Here is a 23,884-nt window from a genome sequence, read left to right as displayed (position 1 = left end):
ACGGAGACACAGGGGCAGGTCCCTGTGCCCACTCCGTGCCTTCGTGTCTCCGCGGTTGGAAAGGGAATCCATCATGTCCAAGCAATTTGACCTTCTTGTCGTCGGCGGCGGCCCGGGTGGTTACGTCGCTGCCATCCGCGCCGCTCAGCTCGGTTTCAATGTCGCCTGCTGCGAATCGAACGCCTATGCGGACCCGAAAGGCGAGCCGCGGCTTGGCGGCACCTGCCTGAATGTTGGCTGCATTCCGTCGAAGGCGCTGCTGCATACCTCGCACCTCTTCGAGGAAGCCGGACACAGCTTCGCCGAGCAGGGAATCGGCGTCGGCACGCCGGTGATCGAGGTGGGCAAGATGCTGGCGCGCAAGAACGGCATCGTCAAGCAACTCACCAGCGGCATCAAGGGGCTGTTCAAGAAGAACAAGGTGACGCTGCTCAACGGGCATGGCAGCTTCGTCGGCCGCAAGCAGGTGGCTGGCGGCGAGGTCTGGCAGATGCAGGTCGGCGACGACGTCGTCGAGGCGAAGGAGGTGATCGTCGCGACCGGTTCGAAAGCGCGGCACCTGCCCGGGGTGCCGGTGGACAACGAGATCGTCTGTGACAACGTCGGTGCGCTCGACATCGCCGCCGTACCGAAAAAGCTGGCGGTGATCGGCGCCGGCGTCATCGGTCTCGAAATGGGCAGCGTCTGGCGGCGGCTCGGTGCCGAGGTGACAATCCTCGAGGCGCTGCCCGACTTCCTGGCGCTGGCCGACGTCGATGTCGCCAGGGAGGCGGCGAAGCTGTTCGCCAAGCAGGGACTGAAGATCATCCTCGGCATCGAGATTGGCGACGTGAAGGTCTCGCAGAAGGGCGTGTCGATCGACTATACGGACAAGGATGGGAGCGAGCACCGGCTCGACGCCGACCGCCTGATCGTTTCGATCGGTCGCATCCCGAACACGGATGGCCTGGCTGCCGAAAAGGTGGGTCTGCAGCTGAACGAGCGCGGCCAGGTCGAAGTCGATTCGCACTGCCGGACCAACCTGCCGGGAGTGTGGGCCATCGGCGACGTCGTGGCCGGTCCGATGCTGGCACACAAGGCGATGGAAGAGGGTGTCATGGTCGCCGAGCTGATGGCCGGCCAGGCCGGGCACTGCAATTTCGAGACGATTCCCTGGGTGATCTACACCAGCCCGGAGATCGCCTGGGTCGGCAAGACCGAACAGCAACTGAAAGCCGCAGGCACTGCCTACAAGGCCGGCAAGATCCCCTTTGCCGCCAATGGCCGTGCACTGGGCATGGGCGATCCGTCCGGCTTCGTCAAGATCCTGGCCTGTGCGGAAACCGACCGCATCCTCGGTGTCCATGTCATCGGCGCGAACGCGTCCGAGCTGATCTCGGAAGGCGTCGTGGCGATGGAATTCGCTGCCGCCTCCGAAGACCTGGCGCGCATCTGTCACGCGCACCCGACGCTGTCGGAGGTGGTGCACGAGGCGGCGCTGGCTTGTGACAAGCGGCCGTTGCACTTCTAGTCCGGACAGAAAAAGGGAAAGGGCGTGGTGCTGCTGGCACCCCGCCTTCCTCCTGCCTTGCAGGTGGAATGTGCAGAACCCGGTGGTTGCTGCTCAGTCCCCGCAGAAGGGGTTGCTGCGGCGCTCCTTGCCGAAGGTCGACATCGGACCATGCCCCGGAATGAAGGCGACATCGTCGCCGAGCGGCCACAGCCGGTTGCGTATGGACGAAATCAGCGTTTCGTAGTCGCCCTTGGGAAAATCGGTACGGCCGATCGAGCCCTGGAAAAGAACGTCGCCCACCACCGCCAGCCGCCCGTTGCGGTCGAAGAAGACGATGTGTCCCGGTGTGTGTCCGGGGCAGTGCAGGACCTCGAGTTCGACGTTGCCGACGGAAACCGTATCACCATGGGCGAGCCAGCGGTCGGGAGTGAAACTGCGTGCGTTTGCCAGGCCGAACATCCGGCTTTGTGACGGCATGCCATCGATCCAGAACTGATCTTCGCGCTGTGGTCCTTCGATCGGCAGCGAACGGCGTGCCGCCAGATCGGCAACGGCACCCGCGTGATCGATGTGGCCGTGGGTGACCAGGATTTTTTCCAGTTCGACGCCGTTGGCCTCGACGGCGCGCAGGATGCGCGCGATGTCGCCGCCCGGGTCGACGACCGCGCCGCGGCGGGTCTGCTCGCACCACAGGAGGCTGCAGTTCTGCTCGAAGGGAGTGACCGGGATGATCTGGTATTTCATGCGCGAAGACGCCGGGCGGGCGGGTAATGGTGGCAGCGGTGGCGCAGTATAGCAGAGCCACCGGCCGCCCCGGCACGGCGAGCCTGCCAGGGCGGGCTGTCGCGCACGGCGCCCGAGGCCTACATCAGCGCCGAGAGCGGCGCGCCAAAGTTGATGTGAAAGGCCTGACCGTCGATCACCAAGGCCGGGACCGACTGCACGCCCAAGCTTTCAGCCTCGGCAATGCGGCTGGAATCCTGGCCGAGGTGTACCACCTCGAGCGCGTAGCGAGCGGGATCGAGGGCTTGCGCGAACTGCTGTTCAGCTGCGACACAGACCGGGCAACCGGCGTGGTAGAAGATGGCATTGCTCATGGCTTTCTCCTGTTGGCGGAACGTTTAACCGATAGATGCATCGACTCGATGCATAATCCAGGTTAACGCCGCTACAAACGGCTTGTCAAGCAATGATTCGAGGCGATACATTATGTCGATGAGCCCGACCGTTTTCGTTCTCGAGCGCCTGGCGGCACTGCTCCAGCAGCTGGTACGCGAAGATGCCGCGCGCCATGGGCTGTTGCCGGTGCATCTGCAGGTGCTCGGCTATCTCGCGCAGGCGAATCGCTACAGCGATATCCCGATCGCCGTCGCCAGCTACCTCGGCATCACCCGCGGCACGGTCTCGCAGACCTTGGCGATGCTCGAGCGCAAGGGGCTGATCAACCGCAGTGGCGACGATCGCCACGGTCGCCGCGTGCACCTGAAGCTGACTGCAGCGGGTGAGGAGGTGCTGGCCGGCAGCTGGCCGCAGCGTCTCGACGAGTTGCTGGCCGCCGGCGGCGCCGACCTGGAGGATCTCGCCGTCCAACTGCGCGGCGTTCTCGGCAGCCTGCAGCGACTTGATGGTCGCCAGGCATTCGGTCAGTGCCGTGAATGCGCGCACTTTCTCGGTGAGCCCGGAAGCCACCGCTGCGGCCTCACCGGTGAAGCTCTGGTGACCGAACAGACGATCAAGATTTGCCGTGAGTGGAGCGCCGCCGGAACGGATCGCCAGACGCCGGCGGCGTCCAGCCGCGAGGCATGAGCGGGCTGGCAGCGCGACAGCCGCACTGGCGACGGTGGCGGGTGCCCGTCATCGCGGGCATCGCTTCGCTGGCCTTCGGCCTTGCCGCTGGTACCGAGAGTGGAGCGGTGGCGCAGGTCGAGGTCCGGCGCGACGGCGAGGCGTACAGTGTGCATGCAAGCGGGCAGCTCGCTGCGGGACAGCGAATCGTCTGGGATACCCTGACCGACTATGAGCGCCTGCGCGAGTTCGTCCCCGGCGTTCGGCGCGCGCGCGTGCTCGAGCGCCAAGGCAACCGCCTGTTGCTGGAGCAGGCGGGCGTCTTTACGGTTTTCTTCTTCGAACTGCCGGTGCAACTGCGTCTCGATGTCCTCCACCTCCCGTACACAACCGTCATGGCGCAGCTGGCGCCGGCCGACGCAAACGCCAGCGATGGGTCGACGCTGCGCAGCTTCAGCGGCCGCTACCGGATCCGCAAGGGGAGCGGGGGGCTGCCGCCGGGCGTTGTGCAGCTCGAGTACGACGCGCGTTTCGAACTGGCCACCCCGCTGCCACCGCTGGTCGGTGCCCTTTTCGGGGTCGCCGCCGTGCGGCAGACGATGCGCGCACAGTTCGAGGCGATGCTGCGCGAGATCGAGCGCCGGCAGCAATCGCTTGCGGGCGTGGAGCCACCCGGATGAGGCGCTGTTCGCTCGTCGTGGCAGGCTGTTGCTCGCTGCTCGGTTGCACCGCCCTCGATCCACATGCCTACGATCCGGCAGCGCAGCGCCGCCTGCGCGATGACGCCGTCGGCGAGTGCGCGCGCCTGTTCGCGTTGATCGACCACCGCATCGACGCCGAAGGCACGCGCGATGCGCAATCGCCACGTGTGCCCGGATTTCCCCACCTGCGCGTTGACCGTGTACTCGCCAGCCTGGCAACCGCCGCAACGGTGGCCGCGGGTGACGGACCTGCGACGCCATGGTATCGGGCGCTGGCGCAGCTCGACACCGCCGATCGCGCGATCGAGCTGGCGAACACCGGCGGCACGACGACGGCAACCGTCGAGGCACTGGCTGCTTGTCGCCAGACTCTCAGCCACGCCGACCAGGAACAGCTGGCGAAGCTGCAGGCAGTGGCAGATGTGCCCGACGACTATTCGACGACGCTGCGCGCGCTCGGCCTCTACCCGCTGACACGCTATCTCTTCGCCGCGGGCATCGAGCATTGGCGGCAGGAGACGCTGGCCACCTTCGCCGCGCAGGCGGTCGGCACGACCAGCGGTCCGCAGCGCGTGCGCTACGTTCCCGAGCCGTTGCCGGAAAGCCTGCCGGCAATCAGGGATCTGCCGCAGCTCGGACTGCCGAGCGTCGCCGGCCCGGCACTCGCCGAACTCGTCGTCCGCCATGCTCCGCGGCTGGAGATCGAGACTGCGGGCGACGCGGACCGGCCCGGAGCGCTTGTCTGGCAGCCCGATGGCGCCGGCGGCGAGCGACTGGCGGTGGCCACCGCGGTGCCAGTGCTCTACGTCCGCGGCGGGCACGCGCAAGTGGCGGGTCGCTGGCTCTTGCAGCTGAGTTACACTGCATGGTTTTCCGAGCGCCCGCCCGCGCGGGCTCCTGATCTGCTGGCAGGACGCTTCGACGGCCTGCTCTGGCGGGTCACCCTGGCCGAGGATGGCGATGCCCTGGTTTACGACACGATTCACCCCTGCGGTTGCTACCACCTGTTCTTTCCCGGCGAACGGCTGCGCGCCAGAGCAAGGCCGGCCGGCATCGACGAGGGGTTGTTCGCGCCACAGACGCTGCCGGCGCCGATGGCGAACGAGCGTGTCGTCCTCAGGCTCGCCGCCGGCACGCACTATCTGCAGCAGGTCGTGGTCGAGGCGGCTGCGGCGGTGGGGGGATTGCGGCTGGCGCTGCGTGACGACGACGAACTCCGCTCGCTGCCGTTGCCGCGTGCGGGCAGGCGCAGTGCATTTGCCGCCGACGGATTGCTCCCCGGGAGCGAACGATCGGAGCGTTTCTTCTTCTGGCCGATGGGCGTGCGCAGTGCCGGCCAGATGCGGCAATGGGGGCGACATGCGACCGCCTTCGTCGGCCGGCGCCACTTCGACGACCCCGCGCTGCTCGACCGCTATTTCGAGCGCCTGCCATGATGCCCCATCAGGAGGGGAGACCATGCCGGACACGGCCGTGAAGCTGAGGGTGGCGACCTACAATATCCACAAGGGCGTTACCGGGATCCGCGGGCGGCCGCGAATTCACGATGTTCGGCTGGCGCTCGAGGCGATCGATGCCGATATCGTCTTTCTGCAGGAGGTGCAGGACCGCAACGAGCGTCTCGCCCGCCAGCCGGGTTACCCGTCGTCTGGAACACAGCTCGATTTTCTGGCTACCGGTGCCTACGAGCACCGCGCCTATGGCATGAATGCCGCCTATCCACACGGACATCACGGAAACGCGATCCTCTCGCGCCACCGCATCGTCGCCCACACCAACCACGACATCTCGGACCATCTGCTGGAGAAGCGCGGCCTGTTGCACGCGGTGATCCGCCTTGGGCGCGGACGCGGCAAGGATGTCCACCTGATCTGTGTGCACTTCGGGCTGATCAAGCGCAGCCGCCTGCGCCAGGCGACCTTTCTCGCCGATTTCGTGCACCGCGAGGTACCGGCCAGGGTACCGCTGATCATTGCCGGCGATTTCAACGACTGGCAGCAGCGGGTCGACCGTGTGCTGCGCGAGCGGCTCGGCGTCGACGAGGTGACGGCGGCATCGCCCGGCGAGGTGCGGGACCGTCGCCTGCTCGACTGGCTGCTGCCGTGGCGGAGCAGCCGCACGACACCGGCGGAGGTTGCCCGCACCTTCCCCAGCTTTGCTCCCTGGCTGACGCTCGACCGTATCTACGTGCGCGGTTTCCAGGTGCTCGAGATGCACGTTCCCAAAGGCATTGCCTGGGCCCGCTGCTCCGATCATGCGCCGCTGATCGCTGAACTCGCCCTGCGCCCGCCGCGCCCTGCCGGGGCAGCGTAGAGTGGCCCCCGTTGGCGCCGGCAGACTGCCCCTCGCGATCGCTGCGCGATCGGTCTGCCTGCCGTGCGACAATCGCCGGCATCGCTGGTCCGCGCCGGGCTCCCGGTTGCCGGCTGGCGCCGCGCCCGGGAGAGTTGCCGCGCCAGCATTCCCTGTCGACGTGGTGGAGCGCGGCGCGCTGGGCAGGGCGACTCTCGGGAGCACGCCATGAGCAACCATCAGCCGCCCGAGGAGGCGGACTTCATCGTCATCGGGGGTGGCATTGCCGGCGCGTCCGTCGCCTGGCACCTGGCACCCTGTGGTCGCGTCATTGTCCTCGAACGTGAATCGCAGCCGGGCTACCACGCGACGGGGAGATCGGCGGCGCTGTTCGCCGAGAGCTATGGCAGCGCGCAGGTCCGCGCGCTGACGATGGCCAGCCGAGCTTTCCTGGAGTGCCCGCCGCCAGGTTTTGCCGAGCATCCACTGCTGACAGCCCGCGGTGCCTTGCTCGTCGCCACTCAGGAGCAGGAGGCGCTGTTGCAGCAGAGCTGGCGGACTCTCTGCACGCTGAGCGACCGCATGCAACTCCTGGATCGGCAACAGGCCTGCGCCATGGAGCCCGTCCTGCGACCCGAGAGGGTGGTTGGCGCGCTCTACGACCCCGACGCTGCCGACATCGATGTCAATGGACTGCAGCAGGGCTACCTGCGCGGCGTGCGCCAGCACGGTGGCAGGCTTGTCTGCGATGCCGAGGTGATGCGACTGTCCCGAACCGGTCGCGGCTGGCTGGTGTCTGCCGGGGGGCGCGAGTACTCGGCGCCGACCGTGCTCAACGCGGCTGGCGCCTGGGCCGACAGGATCGCGCAGATGGCAGCGGTCGCGCCCATTGGTCTGCAGCCCCGACGCCGATCGGTGTTCGTCTTTCCGCCACCGGGAGACGTCGATGTGGCACGCTGGCCGCTGACCATCGGCATCGCCGAAGACTGGTACTTCAAGCCTGACGCCGGCCGGCTGCTCGCTTCGCCGGCCAATGCCGATCCGGTCGAGCCGCAGGACGTGCAGCCTGAGGAGCTGGATATCGCGTTGGGAATCCACCGCCTGGCGGAAATGACCACCCTGAGCATCCGCCGTCCGACCCACACCTGGGCGGGTTTGCGCTCCTTCGTCGCCGACGGCGACCTCGTTGGCGGCTTCGACCCCGGGGCCCCCGGATTTTTCTGGGTGGCTGCCCAGGGTGGTTACGGCATCCAGACCTCGCCGGCGATGGGCGCAAGCTGCGCGGCGCTGGTTCGTCGGCTGCCGTTGCCCGAGCATGTCGCAGCACAAGGCCTGACCGCCGAGCGGCTCGCTCCGGCGCGCCTCAGGTCCTGATCCGTGGCGGCATGGGTGTCCTGGCGACCGCCGGCTGGCCGCCGGCGGCAGCCACGCCGTCTGCCGTGGCCGCACGCCGGACAGGGGGTGGCTCGACGGCGGTGAACGACGCCGGCGCAGGCGGATCAGCCGTGGGCCGGGTCCAGACGATCCAGCAGCGCTTCCACCTGCGCGAAGTGCGCCTGCCAGGTCGGCGCGACGAAGCCGTCGAGCCGCAGCAGCTGAGCCCGGCGGCACGGGCTCTCGGGCAACGCGTAGTCGACGATCAGGTCAGCCCATCGCCGGCCATCGAGGGGATCGAGGTACTCGGGGACTGCGCCGCCCACTTCGCGGAAAGCCGGCAGGTCACTCGCGAGCACCGGCAGGCCAAGAGCCAGCGCCTCGACGAGCGGCATGCCGTAGCCTTCGGCGAATGACGGGAACAGAAGCGCCTGCGCATGCCGCATGCAGGTTGCGAGTTCGGCATCGGAACAGCTGGACCGCTCGAAGACGAAGCCCTGCAGGACTTCGCAGCGTTCGAGCATATCGACGACGTTCTCGCTCTCCCAGCCGTGCTGACCGATGACCAGAAGGCGCGGCGTGCTGGCGCCCATCTTCGCGATCAGCTGCCGCCAGACGTGCAGGATCAGCCAGTGATTCTTGCGCGGTTCGATCGTACCGAGCATGACGAAGTACGGCGGCGGCAAGGGCGGTTGCGTGCCGGCCGCGGGCCACTGCGGCGGCGCCAGCGGTGCGACGACGGCGGGCGGCAGCGGCTGGTGGTGCTCTGCCGCGTAGTGTTGCATCGCATCGAGCGTCGCCTGCGAGTTGACGATGACCCCTTGCCCGGTCGACAGCACGGTCTGCATGCGGATGCGGTGACGCGTGGACTCGCCCGGACGGCAATACTCGGGGTAGCTCAGCGGAATGAGGTCGTGCACGAAGAAGACCGGTCGCAGCGGCGAGCGATGCAGCGAGTGCGCGTACCCGGGCTGGTCCAGTCCGGTGTGTCCGGTATTGAGGAGCAGCCGGCGCGAGGTGAAGCGCGCGCCGATGCTGCGTGGCAGTGCCTTGGCCACCAGCCACGCGATCAGCGCGTTGAAGCGTCGCGAGTCGGCAGGTTCGGCGAGGAGGCCGGTGAACAGGCGCATCGAGTCGCCCGTGGACAGTTCGATCCATTGGCCGGCAGCGTGCACGAGCGCGGTCGAGTGCGGGCCGAAGTGCCGCACGTATTCCAGGCTGACGCGGTCGATGCCGGTCGGCAAGCGCCGCTGCAGCCGGCGGTCGAGAAGGCGGCTGACGTCGAGCAGTATCGCCTTCATGCGTCGCTCGCTGTGGCAGTCGCGTGCGGGCAGCGGTGACCCACTCTCGGCCCGCGGATCCGCCCGCTGCTGGCGCTGCCGCCCGTCACTTGGTCACGTTATAGGTATTGAGTACCGAGTAGGCAGCCGGCATGATGATTCCGAGGAATTTCTGCAGCTCGGCGCCCGGCGAGTTGGCGACGTAGAGGACGTCCCTGTTGAGTACCGGGAACCCCTGGGCGAGGAAGAAGGTTTCCGGATTCTTGAGATTGACCTCATAGACGACAGGTACCTTGCCCTCGGGCGTTGTCCGCGGTGGGGCGGGCAGGTCGAGCACCGCCGGATCCTCGAAGCGGAAGATGAAGACGGCGCGGGCATCCGCCAGCCGGTCCTGCACACCGCCGACTCGCGCCAGTGCCTGTGCCAGCGTGATTCCCTGCGCCTCGAAGTTGACTTCCTCGTTCTTCGCCGTGGCGCCGAGAACGATGAAGCTCAGCGGCTGGAACAGTGCCGTGATGACGTCTCCGGGTTGCAGGGCGATGTTCTGCTTCGGGTCGCGAATGATCGTTTCCAGGGCGAGGGCATGTACCTGCTCGCCGCGCGTCAGTTGCAGCGTCACCTTTCCCACCGGCTGCCGGACGCCGCCGGCGGCGGCCAGCGCATCGAGCAGTCGCTCGCCGCGCGCGGTGAGCGGCATGCGTGTGCTCGCCGCCACCTCACCAACAACGGTCACATTCGATGTCGCGTTGCGGATGACACGAACCAGCGCCTGCGGCTGATTGGCCTTGCCGCTGAGACGGCGGACGACCTCGTTCTCCACCTGCTGCGGCGTCTTGCCGGCGACCTGCAGCGATCCGGCAAAGGGGATGTTGAGGGTTCCCTCGCTGCTGACCATCTGCTCGGGGAAGGCAGTCGACCTCGCGGCGGCGACGCCGGAGCGCGGATCGAGTGCAGGTGCGCCAAAGAGGACCGCTGGCGGCGCCTCCCAGACGGAGACCTCGAGTACATCTCCCGGCCCGATCGTGTAACTGAACGGGGCCTTGCTCGCCAGGACCTGCGAAAACAGCTGCTGCTGCTGGCTCGCGACGAGTCGCCGCGCAACCCGGTCGGTGACGCTGACGACCTGGATCAGCGAATCCGGCTGCCCCTCCCGGACCTCGATCACCTGCTGTCTGCTCGGTCCGCTCGACGGGAGCCAGTCGGGGAAGGTCGAGCAGCCGGCAAGGAGTGCTGCGGCAACGCCCGCAGCCAGCGTCAGCGCTCTCGAACCTCTGCAACAAGTAGTTGTAGCCAAGACCTTTTCCTCACCAATCGCCATCTGGCTGCGGCTGCGACAGGACCGCGATGCCGGTCGCCGATGCTGCCAAATCGTGCAAATATATCAGCATTTGCTTGCCTTTGGCTGCCGGCCGGGACGAAGGAGCAGTTCAGTCCGCTGCCCATGTGACGGCTTGACCGTTGCTCGTGCCGCCACGCAGCGATGTCGCTGCTGCCCGCGAAGGCCCGGCGGCGCCGGATGCGACGCCACTGCCGCCGCCACTTGAGCGTCCTGGCATGCGTGCTGACGGGCGTCTCTCAGATCAGCGTCATGGCTTCGACGCGAAACGACAGCTCGCGCATGTCCGACGAGCGCTCGTCGACGAGCCCCGGGATGAACACCTGGTCCGCGATGATCTCGATCTCCGCGCGCGGCCCGGCGGCAGCGGACAGTGGCAGGAAGAGCGAGAACCGGCCGTGCCCGACGACGATGCAGCGGCGCTCTGCCTGCTGCCCGGTACGAACGGTGAGCGACAATGGCGCGGCCAGCGGCGCCGCATGGTGGCAGACCAGGTGCAGGTAGGAGCGAGCGCTGTCGAGCAGGCAGCGACGCAGCCTGCTGCGCAGACGGACGAGAAGGCTCAGCGCTGTACCGGCCAGGCTCGTCCCGGCGACAAGCGGCCGGAACCTGCGGGCGCCTCGCCGGTCGGGGACGGGTTCAGCCTGGCGCAGTCTGATCCGCAGCGTTCGCGTCGCCCAACCATCCGCTGTGACGCTGGCGAAGGCTTCGGGCAAGGCGAGGAGCAGGCGCGCATCCATTGCCAGGCGCTGGCGCAGGAACTCGCGACCGTCTGGCGAAAAACAGCCGGCCAGTTCCGCAGCCAGCAGATCGACGTCATCGCGGAGATCGGCGGGGGAATCACCATGCGGGTACGAAGCGCACTGTTCCTCGACGTAGGTCAGCAGCCAATGCGGATCGGCGTCGCCGAGGTGGCGAGCGAGGACGCGCACGCTCTCGGCGGCGATCGTCCGTCGCATTCGCCGCGTGATGCAGGCCGGGTGCAGGCGGGACTTCGCCTGCACCCGGGGCAGACTGGCGATGCGACCGGGAAAGGTGAGAAAGACTCGCAGCCAGAGATCGAAATCGAATGCGGTCGACAGGGTTTCGTCGAGCCCACCGATCTCGTCGAAGACGCAGCGGCGGAGAAAGACGCTCGGCTGGCAAATGAAACAGCCGTTCCGGAAGGACGCCAGTGGGGTCGTCGCCGGTAGTGTCGGATAGCGATCGAGAACGTGGTCCGACTCATCGATGTGTTCCGCCTCGCCGAACACCATCAGCAGCGAAGGATCGGCCTGCAGCAGCGCAACGGCCGCCGCAACCGCTCCGGGCGTGTAGAGATCATCCGCGTTCAGCCAGCCGACGATGTCGCCGCGAGCCACCGCCAACGCCTTGTTGACTGCGTTCGCCGGTCCGGAATCGGCAGCCGCATGCCAGCGCAGGCGGTCGCCGAACTCGCGCGACAGGCGCTGCAGCGTCGAATGAGTGTCGTCGGTCGAGCCGCCGTCGGCCACCACCAGCTCGACCGCCAGGTAGTCCTGCTGCAGGACGCTGCGCGCGGCAGCCTCGATGAAAGCGGCCTGATTGAGCGACGGCATCACGACCGAAACCTGTAGCGCCCTCACCGACCGAGACTCGCACTGGCTGCCGGCGGCTGCCGCCTCTTGCGGTGCGTGGCGGCAGTCAATGGCGCACGGCGCCGGCAGCGCAGCCACGCATCGGGCTGCTTGAGCTCCGCCTGACGACGATCCGGATTCATTGCCGGTGCCACGAAACATTCTCCCTCCGTGTTCTGCTGCCGTGAGCGGCGGCCGGGCACCATCATAAGGCACTCGTATCGCCCGCAGGCGTCGTGCTGCCTGCCGGGCCCGGCCACCAAGCCGGTGCGGGCGGTCGCAGGGCCCGCTGCATGTCGGTCACGGCTGTTCATCGGCGAGGCGACCAATGCGGTATCTGGCAAGCAGTTCATCAGCCTGCGCCGAATGCGGGCGTCCCCGGGTCTTGGTCTCATAGGCTTCGGTCGCCTCCCGGCCGCACCATGGCACGACGACACCCGGGCGCGAGGGGTGGTCTGGCAGGTAGGTGCTGACATCATGGACGGCACCGCGGATGGCCATCCAGCAGTCATCGGGCAGCGAATGCCTGGCGAGCTCCGCGACCGGGATCAGCCGCTCGGCGGCGGGTGGATTTCCCGGGTCTGCCGCCGGCGCCCAGTGGCCGACGATCGCCACGGTGGCGACCAGTAGCCAGAAGACGACGGTGGTGCAGGCGTAAAGTCGGAGCATCAGCGAAAGTCGAAGTTCTCGAAGTGAATGTGGCGTGGGGTGACGCCGCGCTGGCGCAGCGCCTTGCGGACGGCGGCGACCATTGCCGGTGGACCGCAAAGATGGCACTCGCGGCTGGCGAGGTCGCGGCTGGCCGGCAGCAGTGATGCCACGTCAGGTGGTCGATCGCCGGTCGCGTGCGCCTGCAGCGACAACAGCCGATCGGCGGCAGCGAGCGCGCGCAGTTCGGGCAGATAGGCGGCGTCGGCCTCGCTGCGATAGAGGTAGATCAGGGTCGTCGGCTGGCCCAGCGGGCCGGCGCGCAGAAGGGCAAGGAAGGGCGTGACGCCGATGCCGCCAGCCAGCCAGAGTTGCGTCGTTGCCGGCCGGTCAGCGAGGAAACTGCCGAAGCCGCCATGAACCCTTGCCGGAACGCCAACTGCGATCGACTGCAGGTGTCGGGTACAGTCACCCAGTGCCTTGACGCCGACCCGGATCTCGCCTCCGCCGCCGATCGAGCTGATCGTGAACGGGTGGAACTGGCCGCAGCCACGGAATCCTGCGCCGGTGAAAAAGGCGACGAGGACGAACTGTCCTGCGTCGGCAACGATCGGTTCGGCGAGCGGCTGCAGGCCGATCTCGACGACGCCGTCGGCGACGGGAGTCGCCGTGCGGACGATGTAAGGCCGGGCCGCGAGCCCGGCGTCGTCGCGGATGAGGCGCCAGCCGAGCAGCAGGGTTGCCAGCGCCAGCAGCGGCAGCACCGGTTCCTCGATGCCCAGTTGCAGCAGGTGTCCGAGGCCGAGGAGGACGCCGATGCCGAGCGAGGCGTGCAGCCAGCGCCAGCTTCGGTACGGAATGCGGGTCGCGAAGGCGGTCGCCAGCCCGAACATCAGCAGCAGCAGCGACAGCCAGCCGAGGCGCACTGCCCAGCCGCGCCCGAAGGGTGACAGCGTCTGCCAGGCCAGTGCGGGGAACTGCGGCCAGGCGTCGGCAGCGAGCGCCAGCGGGTGCGCCAGCAGCGCGACGTAGGCGACGATGCCGGCTCGGTGGTGCCAGCGATACATGCTTTCGAGACCACCAAGCCAGCGCGACAGCCAGGTTTCGCGCAGCATCAGCAACAGGCTGCCGAGGAGCAGACCGCAGCCTGCCCAGCCGAGGATGATGCCGAGGCTGCGCCAGGGCGACAGTCCCGAGGGCATCGCCCAGCATACCGGGCCCGCCGTCGACGCCAGGAGGAGCAACGGGATCGTCAGGCGCTGCCTGGCGGCGCTCAGCATGGCTGGCAGCAGCGATCAGTCGGCATGCTGGCGGGGTTCGGCCGGAGGCTGCAGGTGCTCGCAGATGTCGCGTCGGCCGCGTGGCAGCTCGATCCCGCGCTGCCGCGCGCGCTCTTCCATCAGCCGGTGATGCTCGAGCTGATAATCGCGGCATTCGGAGTAGGTTCGGAAGCCGCGAATCCTCGCCTGATGCTCGATGCGCTCTTCCGCCGTCATCAGTTGCCAGCCGCGGGTGTTCGTCTCGCTCGCCCGCCAGGGGCCGCTGCCTGTGGTTGGTGTGGCGATGGCGAGCAGCAGTGCGAGGGGAACGAGTCTGTTCATGGTCGGGTGGCAGGGTGGCGCCGTCATTGTCGGGCGATCGGGCCGGCAGGAGCAAGCACCCGATGCTGGACGTGCCCGGGATTGCGGATCGGCCGCCTGCTCGCTGTTCCCGCGGCACGGATCCACGGCCTGCCCTCGCGGTCTGCGGTCCCCCGGACTGTCCCTGGGCTGGCGCGGCATTACCGCGCATCAGCTGTACGCCGCGTGCTCGCGGCGAGGCTTGCCGTGTCATTGAAGGCCAGCCGGGAGGGCAAGTCCACGCCGTTGCCGGTGCGGTCCTTGGCGGCGGTGGAAGGCACCGCCGGTCTGCCCGTCACCAACGCTGATGTGGCGAACGACGACCTTCGGTGGGCAGGGGCGTCGTGCGCTGGTACAATCGCACACACTGGCACAAGGGGCTTCGTCTTCGCTGTTGCGTACGCGCGGACTGGTGTCGGCTGCGAGGCGCTCGTTGGGGCGGGCTCGCAGGACAAACGACCAGGTTGCTCGCCAGAATCGCCGTGCGTTGGCGCCGACGCACCGGAAACTGGCTCGGATGGTGATGAAAAGAGTGTCGAGAGTGCGCCGGTTTCGCGGTGGCGTCGCTCAGAACGTTGCGCGGGGACTGGCTTGCATGCTTCTGGATCAGCGACTCCGGCGTGCAGTGTCCGCGCTCGCCCGAGCCGCATTGATGAGCCGGAAAGACGGCGACCTTCGAATCGCCGAGCTGGAATGCACATGCCACTCTGGAGGGGGCTCGCAAGCGCCTTGGTCGCAGGTGCTGCGACGGCAGGAAGACGTTGGAAGCGTGCCCCGGTGGATCGTCGGCCATTCCCTGAACGGCTCCGCCGGTCCGCTTCCGGCCTTGCCGGCGGATGGTGTCTGCGGCCATGTCTAGCGCACTGACGGCAGTCTGGCCTGGCAAACCATATCCCCTGGGCGCAACCTGGGACGGAGGAGGGGTCAATTTCGCCCTCTTCGCGGAGCACGCCGACAAGGTCGAGTTGTGCCTGTTCGACGACAGCGGCCGACAGGAGAAGCAGCGCATCGAACTGGCCGAGAAGACCGATCAAATCTGGCACGCCTATCTGCCCGAAGTGCGCCCCGGGCAATTGTACGGCTACCGCGTCCACGGTCCCTATCGGCCCGAGGAAGGGCACCGATTCAATCCGCACAAGCTGCTGCTCGACCCCTACGCGAAAACGATCGTCGGCGACATCGCGTGGAGCGATGCCCAGTTCGGTTACCGCATCGGCAGTTCGCGCGAGGATTTGAGCTTCAGCCGCCGTGACAGCGCGCCGCGCATGTTCAAGTGCCAAGTGATCGACCCCGCTTTCGACTGGGAAGGGGACCGCCGCCCCAATATTCCCTGGCATCAAAGCGTCATCTACGAGCTGCACGTCAAGGGCTTCACCCGCCTGCACCCGCAGGTGCCGCCCGGCCTGCGTGGCACCTTTGCCGGGCTGAGCACCCCGCCGGTCATCGACCATCTCAAGCGCCTGGGCATCACCGCGGTGGAGTTGCTGCCGATACAGACCTTTGTCGACGACCGCCATCTGCTGGAACGGGGGCTGAGGAACTACTGGGGCTACAATTCGATCGGCTACTTCGCCCCCGAACCACGCTATTCCGCCAGCGGTCGTCTCGACGAATTCAAGCATCTGGTCAAGACCCTGCACGCCGCCGGTATCGAAGTCATCATGGATGTGGTCTACAACCACACCGCCGAGGGCAACCATCTGGGGCCGACGCTGTGCTTCCGCGGCATCGACAATGCAGCCTATTATCGTCTGGTGGCGGGCGCTCCCCGTTACTACATGGACTACACCGGCTGTGGCAATACCTTGAACATGATGCATCCACGGGTATTGCAGCTGATCATGGACAGCCTGCGGTACTGGGTCATCGAGATGCACGTGGATGGTTTTCGCTTCGACCTCGCGGCTGCCCTGGCCAGGGAATTGCACGAAGTGGATCAGCTCGGCGCTTTCATGGACATCATTCACCAGGACCCGGTGCTGTCGCAGGTGAAGCTGATTGCCGAGCCCTGGGACCTGGGGGACGGTGGTTATCAGGTGGGGAACTTTCCGGTCGGCTGGACCGAGTGGAATGGCAAGTACCGGGACGTCGTGCGGGATTACTGGCGCGGCGAGGGCGGCCTCATGGGGCAACTCGCCTACCGTCTCACCGGTTCCAGCGATCTGTACCAGCACAGTGGCCGCCGACCCTATGCCAGCATCAACTTCATCACCGCCCATGATGGCTTCACGCTCTACGATCTGGTCAGCCACAACGAAAAACACAATGCGGCCAATGGGGAAGACAACCGTGATGGGGATGCGCACAACCGCAGCTGGAACTGCGGCGCCGAGGGCGATACCACAGACCCCGAGGTGCTCCGACTGAGGCACCGGCAGCGACGCAATCTGCTGGCGACGCTGCTGCTGTCGCAGGGCGTGCCGATGCTGCTGGCGGGCGATGAAATGGGACGCACCCAGCGCGGCAACAACAATGCCTATTGTCAGGACAATGAACTGAGCTGGGTGAACTGGGACCTGGCCGGGATGCCGGACAACCAGGAGCTCTTCGAGTTTGCCGTCCGCCTGATCGAACTGCGCAGGAAGCATCCGGCGCTGCGGCGGCGGCACTTCTTTCAGGGGCAGCGCATCCGCGGCGCCGGTGTCCGGGATATCATCTGGCTGCATCCGGACGCCGCCGAGATCAGTGACCAGGACTGGGATCATCATCATGCCCGTTGCTTCGGCCTGTACCTGATCGGCGAGGCTCTGGAAGAGCAGGATGAATGCGGGCAGTGGGCGCGGGACGATGATTTCCTGCTGCTGCTGAATGGCCATCATGAGCCGATTCGCTTCACCCTGCCATGGAAGGGGGACTGCGAGCTGGTGCTCGATACTGCTCTGGCCGAATGCGGCGAGCTGCGGCGGGTCAGCGACTCCGCATATTGCCTGCAGGGGCGTTCGCTGGCGCTGCTGACGCAACGGCGTCAGGGTGGACGAGTGGCGGAGCCGATACTGCGGCGGCGCTATTTCATGCCCTTCGGCGCACAACTGCTGGAAGGTGGGCGGGTTCGCTTTCGCCTGTGGGCGCCAGTGGCCGAACGGGTGGACGTGCTGCTGCAGAAACCGGGGGCTGGCGCCATCGCATTGCCGATGGAAGCCAGGGACGCGGGGTGGTTCGAACTGACCAGCGATGAGGCGACGGTGGACGACCTCTATCGCTATCGGATCGATGGTTCTTGCGAGGTGCCCGATCCAGCCTCCCGTTACAATCCCCAGGGCGTACATGGTGCCAGTCAGGTGATCGAGCCGGGCCGGTTCGTCTGGACCGATCGCAACTGGCGGGGCCGGCCGTGGGAGGAGGCGATCATCTATCAGCTGCATGTCGGCGCCTTCACCCCGCAGGGCAGCTTCGCGGCAGTCAGGGAACGACTGGACCATCTGGTGGACCTGGGCGTCACGGCGATCCAATTGCTGCCGGTCGGTGCCTTTGCCGGGGCGCATGACTGGGGTTACGACGGCGTGCTGCCATTTGCCCCGGCTGCCAGTTATGGCCATCCAGACGAGTTGAAGGATCTGGTTCAGACCGCTCACCAGAAGGGACTGATGGTCCTGCTTGATCTCGCCTGTCACTGCTTCGGCCCGGAAGGGAATTACCTGTCCGTTTACGCGCCAGCGTTCTTCGCGCCACGCACGACCGAAATCGCCGGCAGGAGCATCGACGTCACGCTGGCGGTCGCCGGCGAATTCCTCATCCACAATGCGCTGTACTGGCTGGAGGAGTTCCATCTCGATGGTCTGCGCCTGAACGCGGCACTGCTGCAGGATAACGCCGGTGAACTCGATCTGCTCGAGGCCGTCGCCGACGCTGTCCGTGAGGGGCCGGGCAAGCACCGCCATTGCCACCTGCTGCTGGGCCATGATCGACGGGCTGCCCACTATCTCCAATGGCATGACCACAGCGCGCCGCGCCGCTATGAAGGCGTCTGGAATGATGCCGCGCAGCAGGCGATGCAGGAGGTGTTGAGCGGCGCATCGGCAGGCGCGGTCGCTACCGCCCGGTCGCTCGATCGGTTGGGCGCCTGCCTGAGCCGTGGCTTTGCCGACGGCGGCGCAGATGGCCTGTTGCCCACCGCTTTCGTCACCTTCCTGCAGGACTACGCGCGCATCGGCGACCGGGCGCTCGGCGAACGTCTCCACCAGTTGACCCCGGCGCGGCCACTCGGTGCGCTGGTTGCGACCTCTCTGCTGGCGCCCATGCCGCCGGCACTGTTCATGGGCGAAGAGTTCGCGGCGGCGCAGCCGTTCCTGTATTTTTGCGACTTCAACCCCGCTCTGGTCAAGAACGTTGCGAGCGACCGGCGCAAGTCCTTCGCCCATCTGCAGGGTTTTCGCGCGACCAGGGCGCGGGCGCGCGTTCCGGACCCAACGGATCCGACCACGTTTCACCGCTGCAAACTGGACTGGAGCAGCGTGCGCCAGCCACCGCATGCTGATTGGCTGGATTTCTATCGCCGGCTGCTGGCCGTTCGCCGCCGGGAAATCTGTCCGCGGCTGCCTGGCATGCATGAAGAGGCCGTTCAGCATACCGTGCTCGGGGGGCGAGGCCTGTCGATCCACTGGACGCTCGGTGACGACTCAATACTGACGCTCCTGGCCAACTACAGTGGCGTCCAGCTGGAGGGGCTGCAACGGCCGGTCGGCGCCGTCCTCTGGGCCGAGCCAGGTGAAGCCGATCATGCGCTGACGCAAGGGCGGTTGCTGCCATGGTCGGTAGTGTGGTTGCTGCGGGGTGCCGCTTGATGCCAGTTGCGACAGTCCATTCCGGTGACATGGTACGCATGTCACAACCGATTGACCCTGACCGAGGGAAGGAAGAATCATGATAGAAGTCAAGTTGAATGATGAACTGATCCGCATCGCCGAAGCGCGCCACCACGATCCGTTTTCGGTCCTGGGAAGGCATCCCTGTCCCGAAGGCGTTGTGGTGCGGGCCTACATCCCGCACGCGACGGAAGTTGCCATCGCCGAAGGCAACCTGCCACTGGAACGAATTCCCAATTCCGACTTTTTCGAGTGGCGGGGTTCCGGCAAGAGCCTGCCGCAACACTATCGCCTGATCTGGCGCGATACCTGGCATCACGACCACATTGCCCACGATCCCTACACCTACCTGCCGCAGATAACGGATTTCGATCTGCACCTGTTCGGCGAGGGCAGGCACAGCCACGCCTACAACTTCCTGGGAGCGAACGAACAGGAGATCGACGGCGTCGCCGGCATCCTGTTCGCTGTCTGGGCGCCCAATGCCGAGCGTGTGAGCGTCCTCGGCGACTTCAATCACTGGGATGGTCGTCGCCACCCGATGCGCGTGCGTCCGGGGAGCGGGGTATGGGAGCTGTTCATTCCCGACATCGCCGCCGGCACCTTCTATCGCTTCGAGATCAGGAACCGGAACAGCGGCGAGGTGCTCACCAAATCGGATCCCTACGGCCGGCGCTTCGAGATGCGGCCGGGCAATGCATCGATTGTCGCTCCTCGCTCGACCTACGTCTGGCAGGACGCGGCCTGGATGGAGCGGCGCGCCGCGGCCGACTGGCAGCATGCGCCGATGTCCACCTATGAGGTCCATCTCGGTTCCTGGAAGCGTGGATACGAAGGCGAATTCCTCAATTACCGCGAGTTGGCGAGACAACTGGTCGAGTATGTCAACCGGATGGGTTTCACCCACGTCGAGCTGCTGCCGGTCACCGAGCATCCATTTGATCAGTCTTGGGGCTACCAGGTCACCGGCTATTTCGCGCCGACCAGCCGTTTCGGCACCCCCGAAGACTTTCGCTATTTCGTCGATCTCTGCCACCAGAACGATATCGGCGTGATTCTCGACTGGGTCCCCGCCCATTTCCCCAAGGATGCCCATGCGCTGGCGCGCTTCGACGGCACGGCGCTTTACGAGCATGAGGATCCACGCAAGGGCGAACACCTCGACTGGTCGACCCTGATCTTCAATTTCGGCCGCAACGAGGTGAAGAACTTCCTGATTTCCAGCGCCGTGTATTGGCTTGACGAGTTCCACATCGACGGTTTGCGCGTCGATGCCGTCGCTTCCATGCTCTATCTCGACTATTCGCGCACCGAATGGGTGCCCAATCAATATGGCGGCCGGGAAAACATCGAAGCGATCGAGTTCCTGCGCCAACTCAACGCCACGACCCACACCGAAGCTCCCGGCACGCTGGTCATCGCCGAGGAATCGACGTCCTGGCCGCAGGTGACGCGCCCGACCTACATTGGTGGGCTGGGTTTCGACATCAAGTGGAACATGGGCTGGATGAACGACACCCTGCGCTACATCGGACAGGAACCGATCTACCGCCAGTATCATCACGACCTGCTCACCTTCAGCATGCTCTATGCGTTTTCAGAGAACTTCATGTTGCCGTTCTCGCATGACGAAGTGGTGCATGGCAAGGGCTCGATGCTCAACCGCATGCCCGGCGACGAATGGCAGCGCTTCGCCAATCTCCGACTGCTCTACACCTACATGTTCACTCATCCGGGCAAGAAGCTCCTGTTCATGGGCACCGAGTTCGGGCAGGGGCTTGAGTGGAACAGCGCCGGCGTTCTCGATTGGTATGTCCTGGAGTTCCCCTTCCATGCCGGCATGCAGACGCTGGTGAAGGATCTCAATCAGCTGTATCGCGGCTCGCCCGCCCTGCACCGGAACGAGTTCGAGTGGCAGGGATTCGAGTGGATCGATTGCCACGATTCGCAACAGTCGATCCTGAGCTTTGTCCGCAAGGCCGACGATGAATTCGTCGTGGTGATCATCAACTTCACGCCGGTCCCGCGTATGGATTACCGCATTGGCGTGCCGCAACCGGGCCGCTACCGCGAACTCCTCAACTCGGATTCGCATTTCTACGGCGGCGGCGATGTGGGCAACAGCGATCGGCAACTCGTTGCCGAGGAAGTGCCGTGGATGGGCCGCCCGTATTCGCTGTCCATCACGGTGCCGCCGCTTGCCGGTGTCGTCCTGGCGCTGAGCCCCTGATGCTGCGCGAGGACTGCCGCGAACCCGTCCTCGGACATGAGCTGCGTGACCGGTCGTGGCAGCCGTGCACGCCGATCGCTCCACCGCGCGGTGCCCTGCCTGTCCGGGACTGGGTGCCGTTGCCGGTGGGTTCCGGCGGCCATCGCGGTGGTTCCGTTCTGCAGCCCTGCGCGGGCAGCAACGCCAGACCGGGGGCGTGCGAAGTGTCGGCGGAGCAGGCGGTCAGGTACGTGATCGTGGTCATCAGCTTCGTGTTTGACCCGCTCGCGATTGCGCTTCTCGTTGCCGGCAACTTCGTTTGGGAGTCGCGTGCAAGGAAACGGCAGCCGTCGGCGGCCGCTTCCGGGCATCCCGACAAGCTGGTGGAGCAGTTGCACGAGTAGGGCGTTGCCTCGGCAGAGGCGGCGCCAGGTCCAGCGCCCCTCATCGTGGCAGACGCTGTCGGGGTATCGCTCCACGCGGACGCTGGTCTAACGTTTGCGGATCGGCCGCTTGACCACGCACACGTTCCCGGGCAACACGAGGCTCGACTGGTAGGCCGCGACCGCTAGCAGTTCATCGTCACTGTAGCTGCCGATGATCCTGACCATGTCGCGGTTGGCCCCGGGACGTCTGCCGTCGCGGATTTCTGTCATCTGGCGCAGCAGGTAACTGTGGTGCTGCCCGGCAAGCATCGGATAGCCCTTGTGCCTCGAACCCTCTCCGCTCGGCCCGTGGCATGCCCTGCATGCCTTGTCGTACAGTGCTCTGCCGACGGTCACTTGGTGCTCCGCATCCGCAGCGTCGTAATGGCCGTGGTCGCCCTGGATGCACAGCCCTTCGAGATAGGCGGCAAGATCGGCCAGATCCTGCGGATCGGCCAGTACTGCGGCAAAGGGGTACATCGTCGAGTTGTGCCGCACACCGCTGCGGATGTCGGCCATCTGCTTGATCAGCACGCTGCTGTGCTGGCCGGCGAGTCGAGGAATGCTGCCGTCGGCAGTGCCGCCTGCCGATGCCAGGTGGCAACTGCGGCACAGCGCATACAACCGCTCGCCACGCTTGCTGTCGCCCTTGCGTTCCAGCGCTTCGTTTGTTTCGCCCGGCAGCGCCTGCCATGGGTAATCCTTGACCGGGACGCCCTCAGGCCTGACTGGCGGCGGTGCCGCATGCGCGGGCGCCGCGGCCTGCAGCACCAGAGAAAGCGCCAGGACCAGTTTCTTCATTGCCGACTCCCTGCTGTTCGAGACTTGCCGCTTGCCATCTGGCAGACAGATCACATGCTGGTTGCCGTCAGGACCAGCCGCAGCGGTGTGCCCGTTTCAAGAGGTGGCCCCGCTTGTTTGGACAGCAAATGCTCTTCGATAAGTGGAGCCCTGCCTGTTCCGGTCGGTTGACCGGTGATGCGGTTGGTTTTGACCTTCTGGGATTTTATCTGAACCGAATAGAGCTCGGTGGAGCTTGTGGGCGAAGGGACGTGCGGTGGGAAAGTCGCCAGACTTTTCCACGGCAAGCGGCCCGGTGCGCGCTAGCGCATCGTCCACAAATCCACGGAGCCCCTTCCCCATGCCTTACGCCGCGGCTCGGATGGCCGACGCGAGGGCGGCGAAGTAGGCGGTGTCCGGCGTTTTGCCGTCCAGGGCTTGGTGCGGTCGGCGCTCGTTGTAGAAGCGGACGTACGTGGCCAGGTTGGCTCTTGCATCGGCGACGCTGTCATAGGCCTTGAGATACACCTCCTCGTACTTGACTGTCTTCCACAGGCGCTCGACAAAGACGTTGTCCCGCCAGGAGCCCTTGCCGTCCATGCTGATCCGGATGGCGTGCGCCTTGAGCAGACCCGTGAATTCGCCGCTGGTGAACTGGCAACCCTGATCGGTGTTGAAGATCTCCGGGCAACCGTGCCGGTGGATCGCTTCCCGCACCGCGTCCAGACAGAAGTCGGTCGTCAGGGTGTTGGAGAGCCGCCAGGCAAGGACCCGCCGCGAGTACCAGTCGATCACGGCGAACAGGTAGAGGAAACCGCGACGCATCGGAATATAGGTGATGTCCGCCGCCCACACCTGATTGGGCCGCTCGACCGCGAGATCGCGCAGCAGATACGGATGAATTTCATCCCCCCGCTGCCGGCGAGAGGTGTTGGGCTTCCGATAGAGGGCTTCGATCCCCATACGCGACATCAGGGTGCCGATGTGCCTGCGGCCGGCCTGGAATCCCTCGGGGCGCAGCAGATCGCGCAACATGCGTGCACCGGCGAACGGGTGCTCGAGATGCAACTCGTCGATCCGACGCATCAAAGCCAGATCCTCCGGCGAGGCTTCGCGCGGTGTGTAGTACGCGCTCGAACGCGCCAGCCCGAGGAGCGCGCATTGATGCGTGACGGGGAGCTTGTGCTTGCGGTCAATCATCGTCTTGCGCTCAGCAAGCCCGCCTTGGTGAGCGCATGTTCTAAAAAATCGTTCTCCAGCGTCAGCTGTCCAATCTTGGCGTGCAGCTTCGTCAAGTCCGGATCACCGCTCGCGGGATTGCTCGCGTCACCGAAAACCTGAACCGCACGCTCCGTCAGTTGCCGCTTCCAGTCCGTGATCTGGTTCGGGTGGATGTCGTACTGCTGCGCCAGCTCCGCCAGCGTCTTCTCGCTCTTCAGCGCCGCCAGCGCCACCTGCGCCTTGAATGCCGGCGTGTGGTTCCGCCTCGTCCTTCTCGTCATGCTCTCGCTCCTGTTGAGACTGCTTCCGCAGCCATTCGATGGCG

The 23,884-nt window shown here is 66.1% G+C and carries 19 protein-coding genes; 9 read left to right on the top strand and 10 right to left on the bottom strand.

Features of this window, described 5'->3' with window-relative positions; all coding sequences use genetic code 11:
• Positions 1-73: 73 nt before the first annotated feature.
• Positions 74-1,510: a dihydrolipoyl dehydrogenase gene (lpdA, locus tag HT579_14755; GenBank protein QKS30073.1), complete on the top strand. Its 1,437-nt coding sequence runs from the start codon at positions 74-76 to the stop codon at positions 1,508-1,510.
• Between the two features lie 93 nt (positions 1,511-1,603).
• On the opposite strand, the gene HT579_14750 is transcribed toward lpdA, so the two are convergent.
• Positions 1,604-2,236, bottom strand: coding sequence for an MBL fold metallo-hydrolase (locus HT579_14750; GenBank protein ID QKS30072.1), 633 nt, complete (start codon positions 2,234-2,236; stop codon positions 1,604-1,606).
• Positions 2,237-2,355: 119 nt separating this feature from the next.
• Entirely contained in the window at positions 2,356-2,589 is a 234-nt protein-coding gene (locus tag HT579_14745; GenBank protein QKS30071.1) for a thioredoxin family protein, read from the bottom strand.
• Positions 2,590-2,707: 118 nt separating this feature from the next.
• Between HT579_14745 and HT579_14740 the strand changes: the two genes are divergently transcribed.
• The 5 genes from HT579_14740 to HT579_14720 all read left to right on the top strand — a co-directional run bounded on the left by HT579_14740 (position 2,708) and on the right by HT579_14720 (position 7,644).
• Positions 2,708-3,298 (top strand): winged helix-turn-helix transcriptional regulator, encoded by a 591-nt coding sequence (locus HT579_14740; GenBank protein ID QKS30070.1) that lies wholly within the window; start codon positions 2,708-2,710, stop codon positions 3,296-3,298.
• On the top strand, positions 3,295-3,957 hold the full coding sequence (locus HT579_14735; GenBank protein ID QKS30069.1) for a hypothetical protein: 663 nt from the start codon (positions 3,295-3,297) through the stop codon (positions 3,955-3,957). The genes HT579_14740 and HT579_14735 overlap by 4 nt, the downstream gene beginning before the upstream one ends.
• Positions 3,954-5,414 carry a hypothetical protein gene (locus HT579_14730; protein ID QKS30068.1) on the top strand — a complete coding sequence of 487 codons (1,461 nt, stop codon included), beginning with the start codon at positions 3,954-3,956 and terminating at the stop codon, positions 5,412-5,414. The genes HT579_14735 and HT579_14730 overlap by 4 nt, the downstream gene beginning before the upstream one ends.
• 22 nt (positions 5,415-5,436) lie before the next feature.
• Positions 5,437-6,291 carry an endonuclease/exonuclease/phosphatase family protein gene (locus tag HT579_14725; GenBank protein QKS30067.1) on the top strand — a complete coding sequence of 285 codons (855 nt, stop codon included), beginning with the start codon at positions 5,437-5,439 and terminating at the stop codon, positions 6,289-6,291.
• Positions 6,292-6,498: 207 nt separating this feature from the next.
• Positions 6,499-7,644 (top strand): FAD-binding oxidoreductase, encoded by a 1,146-nt coding sequence (locus HT579_14720; protein QKS30066.1) that lies wholly within the window; start codon positions 6,499-6,501, stop codon positions 7,642-7,644.
• Between the two features lie 125 nt (positions 7,645-7,769).
• Here HT579_14720 and HT579_14715 read toward each other — a convergent pair whose 3' ends face one another.
• The 6 genes from HT579_14715 to HT579_14690 all read right to left on the bottom strand — a co-directional run bounded on the left by HT579_14715 (position 7,770) and on the right by HT579_14690 (position 14,131).
• Positions 7,770-8,945: a glycosyltransferase family 4 protein gene (locus HT579_14715; protein ID QKS30065.1), complete on the bottom strand. Its 1,176-nt coding sequence runs from the start codon at positions 8,943-8,945 to the stop codon at positions 7,770-7,772.
• Positions 8,946-9,030: 85 nt separating this feature from the next.
• Positions 9,031-10,242 (bottom strand): polysaccharide export protein, encoded by a 1,212-nt coding sequence (locus HT579_14710; protein ID QKS30064.1) that lies wholly within the window; start codon positions 10,240-10,242, stop codon positions 9,031-9,033.
• Positions 10,243-10,499: 257 nt separating this feature from the next.
• A complete protein-coding gene (locus HT579_14705) occupies positions 10,500-11,837 on the bottom strand; it encodes a glycosyltransferase (protein QKS30063.1) in 1,338 nt (445 codons plus the stop codon).
• A 318-nt stretch (positions 11,838-12,155) separates the two neighbouring features.
• Positions 12,156-12,524, bottom strand: coding sequence for a cytochrome b5 domain-containing protein (locus tag HT579_14700; GenBank protein ID QKS30062.1), 369 nt, complete (start codon positions 12,522-12,524; stop codon positions 12,156-12,158).
• Entirely contained in the window at positions 12,524-13,783 is a 1,260-nt protein-coding gene (locus HT579_14695; GenBank protein ID QKS30061.1) for a ferric reductase-like transmembrane domain-containing protein, read from the bottom strand. The genes HT579_14700 and HT579_14695 overlap by 1 nt, the downstream gene beginning before the upstream one ends.
• A 15-nt stretch (positions 13,784-13,798) precedes the next feature.
• The gene (locus tag HT579_14690) at positions 13,799-14,131 is read right to left on the bottom strand and encodes a hypothetical protein (protein QKS30060.1); all 333 of its coding nucleotides are present in this window, start codon (positions 14,129-14,131) and stop codon (positions 13,799-13,801) included.
• A gap of 842 nt (positions 14,132-14,973) precedes the next feature.
• On the opposite strand from HT579_14690, the gene glgX reads away from it, so the two are divergent.
• The 3 genes from glgX (at position 14,974) to HT579_14675 (ending at position 21,537) form a co-directional block, all read left to right on the top strand.
• Complete coding sequence (glgX, locus tag HT579_14685; GenBank protein ID QKS30059.1) at positions 14,974-18,903, top strand: glycogen debranching protein GlgX; 3,930 nt, start codon at positions 14,974-14,976, stop codon at positions 18,901-18,903.
• A 79-nt stretch (positions 18,904-18,982) separates the two neighbouring features.
• Complete coding sequence (gene glgB / locus HT579_14680; GenBank protein ID QKS30058.1) at positions 18,983-21,154, top strand: 1,4-alpha-glucan branching protein GlgB; 2,172 nt, start codon at positions 18,983-18,985, stop codon at positions 21,152-21,154.
• Positions 21,154-21,537 (top strand): hypothetical protein, encoded by a 384-nt coding sequence (locus tag HT579_14675; GenBank protein ID QKS30057.1) that lies wholly within the window; start codon positions 21,154-21,156, stop codon positions 21,535-21,537. The genes glgB and HT579_14675 overlap by 1 nt, the downstream gene beginning before the upstream one ends.
• 87 nt (positions 21,538-21,624) lie before the next feature.
• Here the strand turns inward: HT579_14675 and HT579_14670 are convergent, their stop codons facing one another.
• Both HT579_14670 and HT579_14665 read right to left on the bottom strand, forming a co-directional pair.
• The gene (locus HT579_14670; protein ID QKS30056.1) at positions 21,625-22,359 is read right to left on the bottom strand and encodes a c-type cytochrome; all 735 of its coding nucleotides are present in this window, start codon (positions 22,357-22,359) and stop codon (positions 21,625-21,627) included.
• Between the two features lie 345 nt (positions 22,360-22,704).
• A protein-coding gene (locus tag HT579_14665) for an IS3 family transposase (protein ID QKS30055.1) occupies positions 22,705-23,840 on the bottom strand; the annotation gives its coding sequence in 2 pieces (ribosomal slippage) (positions 22,705-23,588 and positions 23,588-23,840; 1,137 coding nt in all).
• Between the last annotated feature and the right edge of the window lie 44 nt (positions 23,841-23,884).

Source organism: Candidatus Accumulibacter similis (assembly GCA_013347225.1).
GTDB classification, from domain to species: Bacteria; Pseudomonadota; Gammaproteobacteria; order Burkholderiales; family Rhodocyclaceae; genus Accumulibacter; species Accumulibacter similis.
The sequence above is the reverse complement of the archived record's forward strand: the minus strand, read 5'-3'. Positions and strand labels throughout refer to the sequence as shown.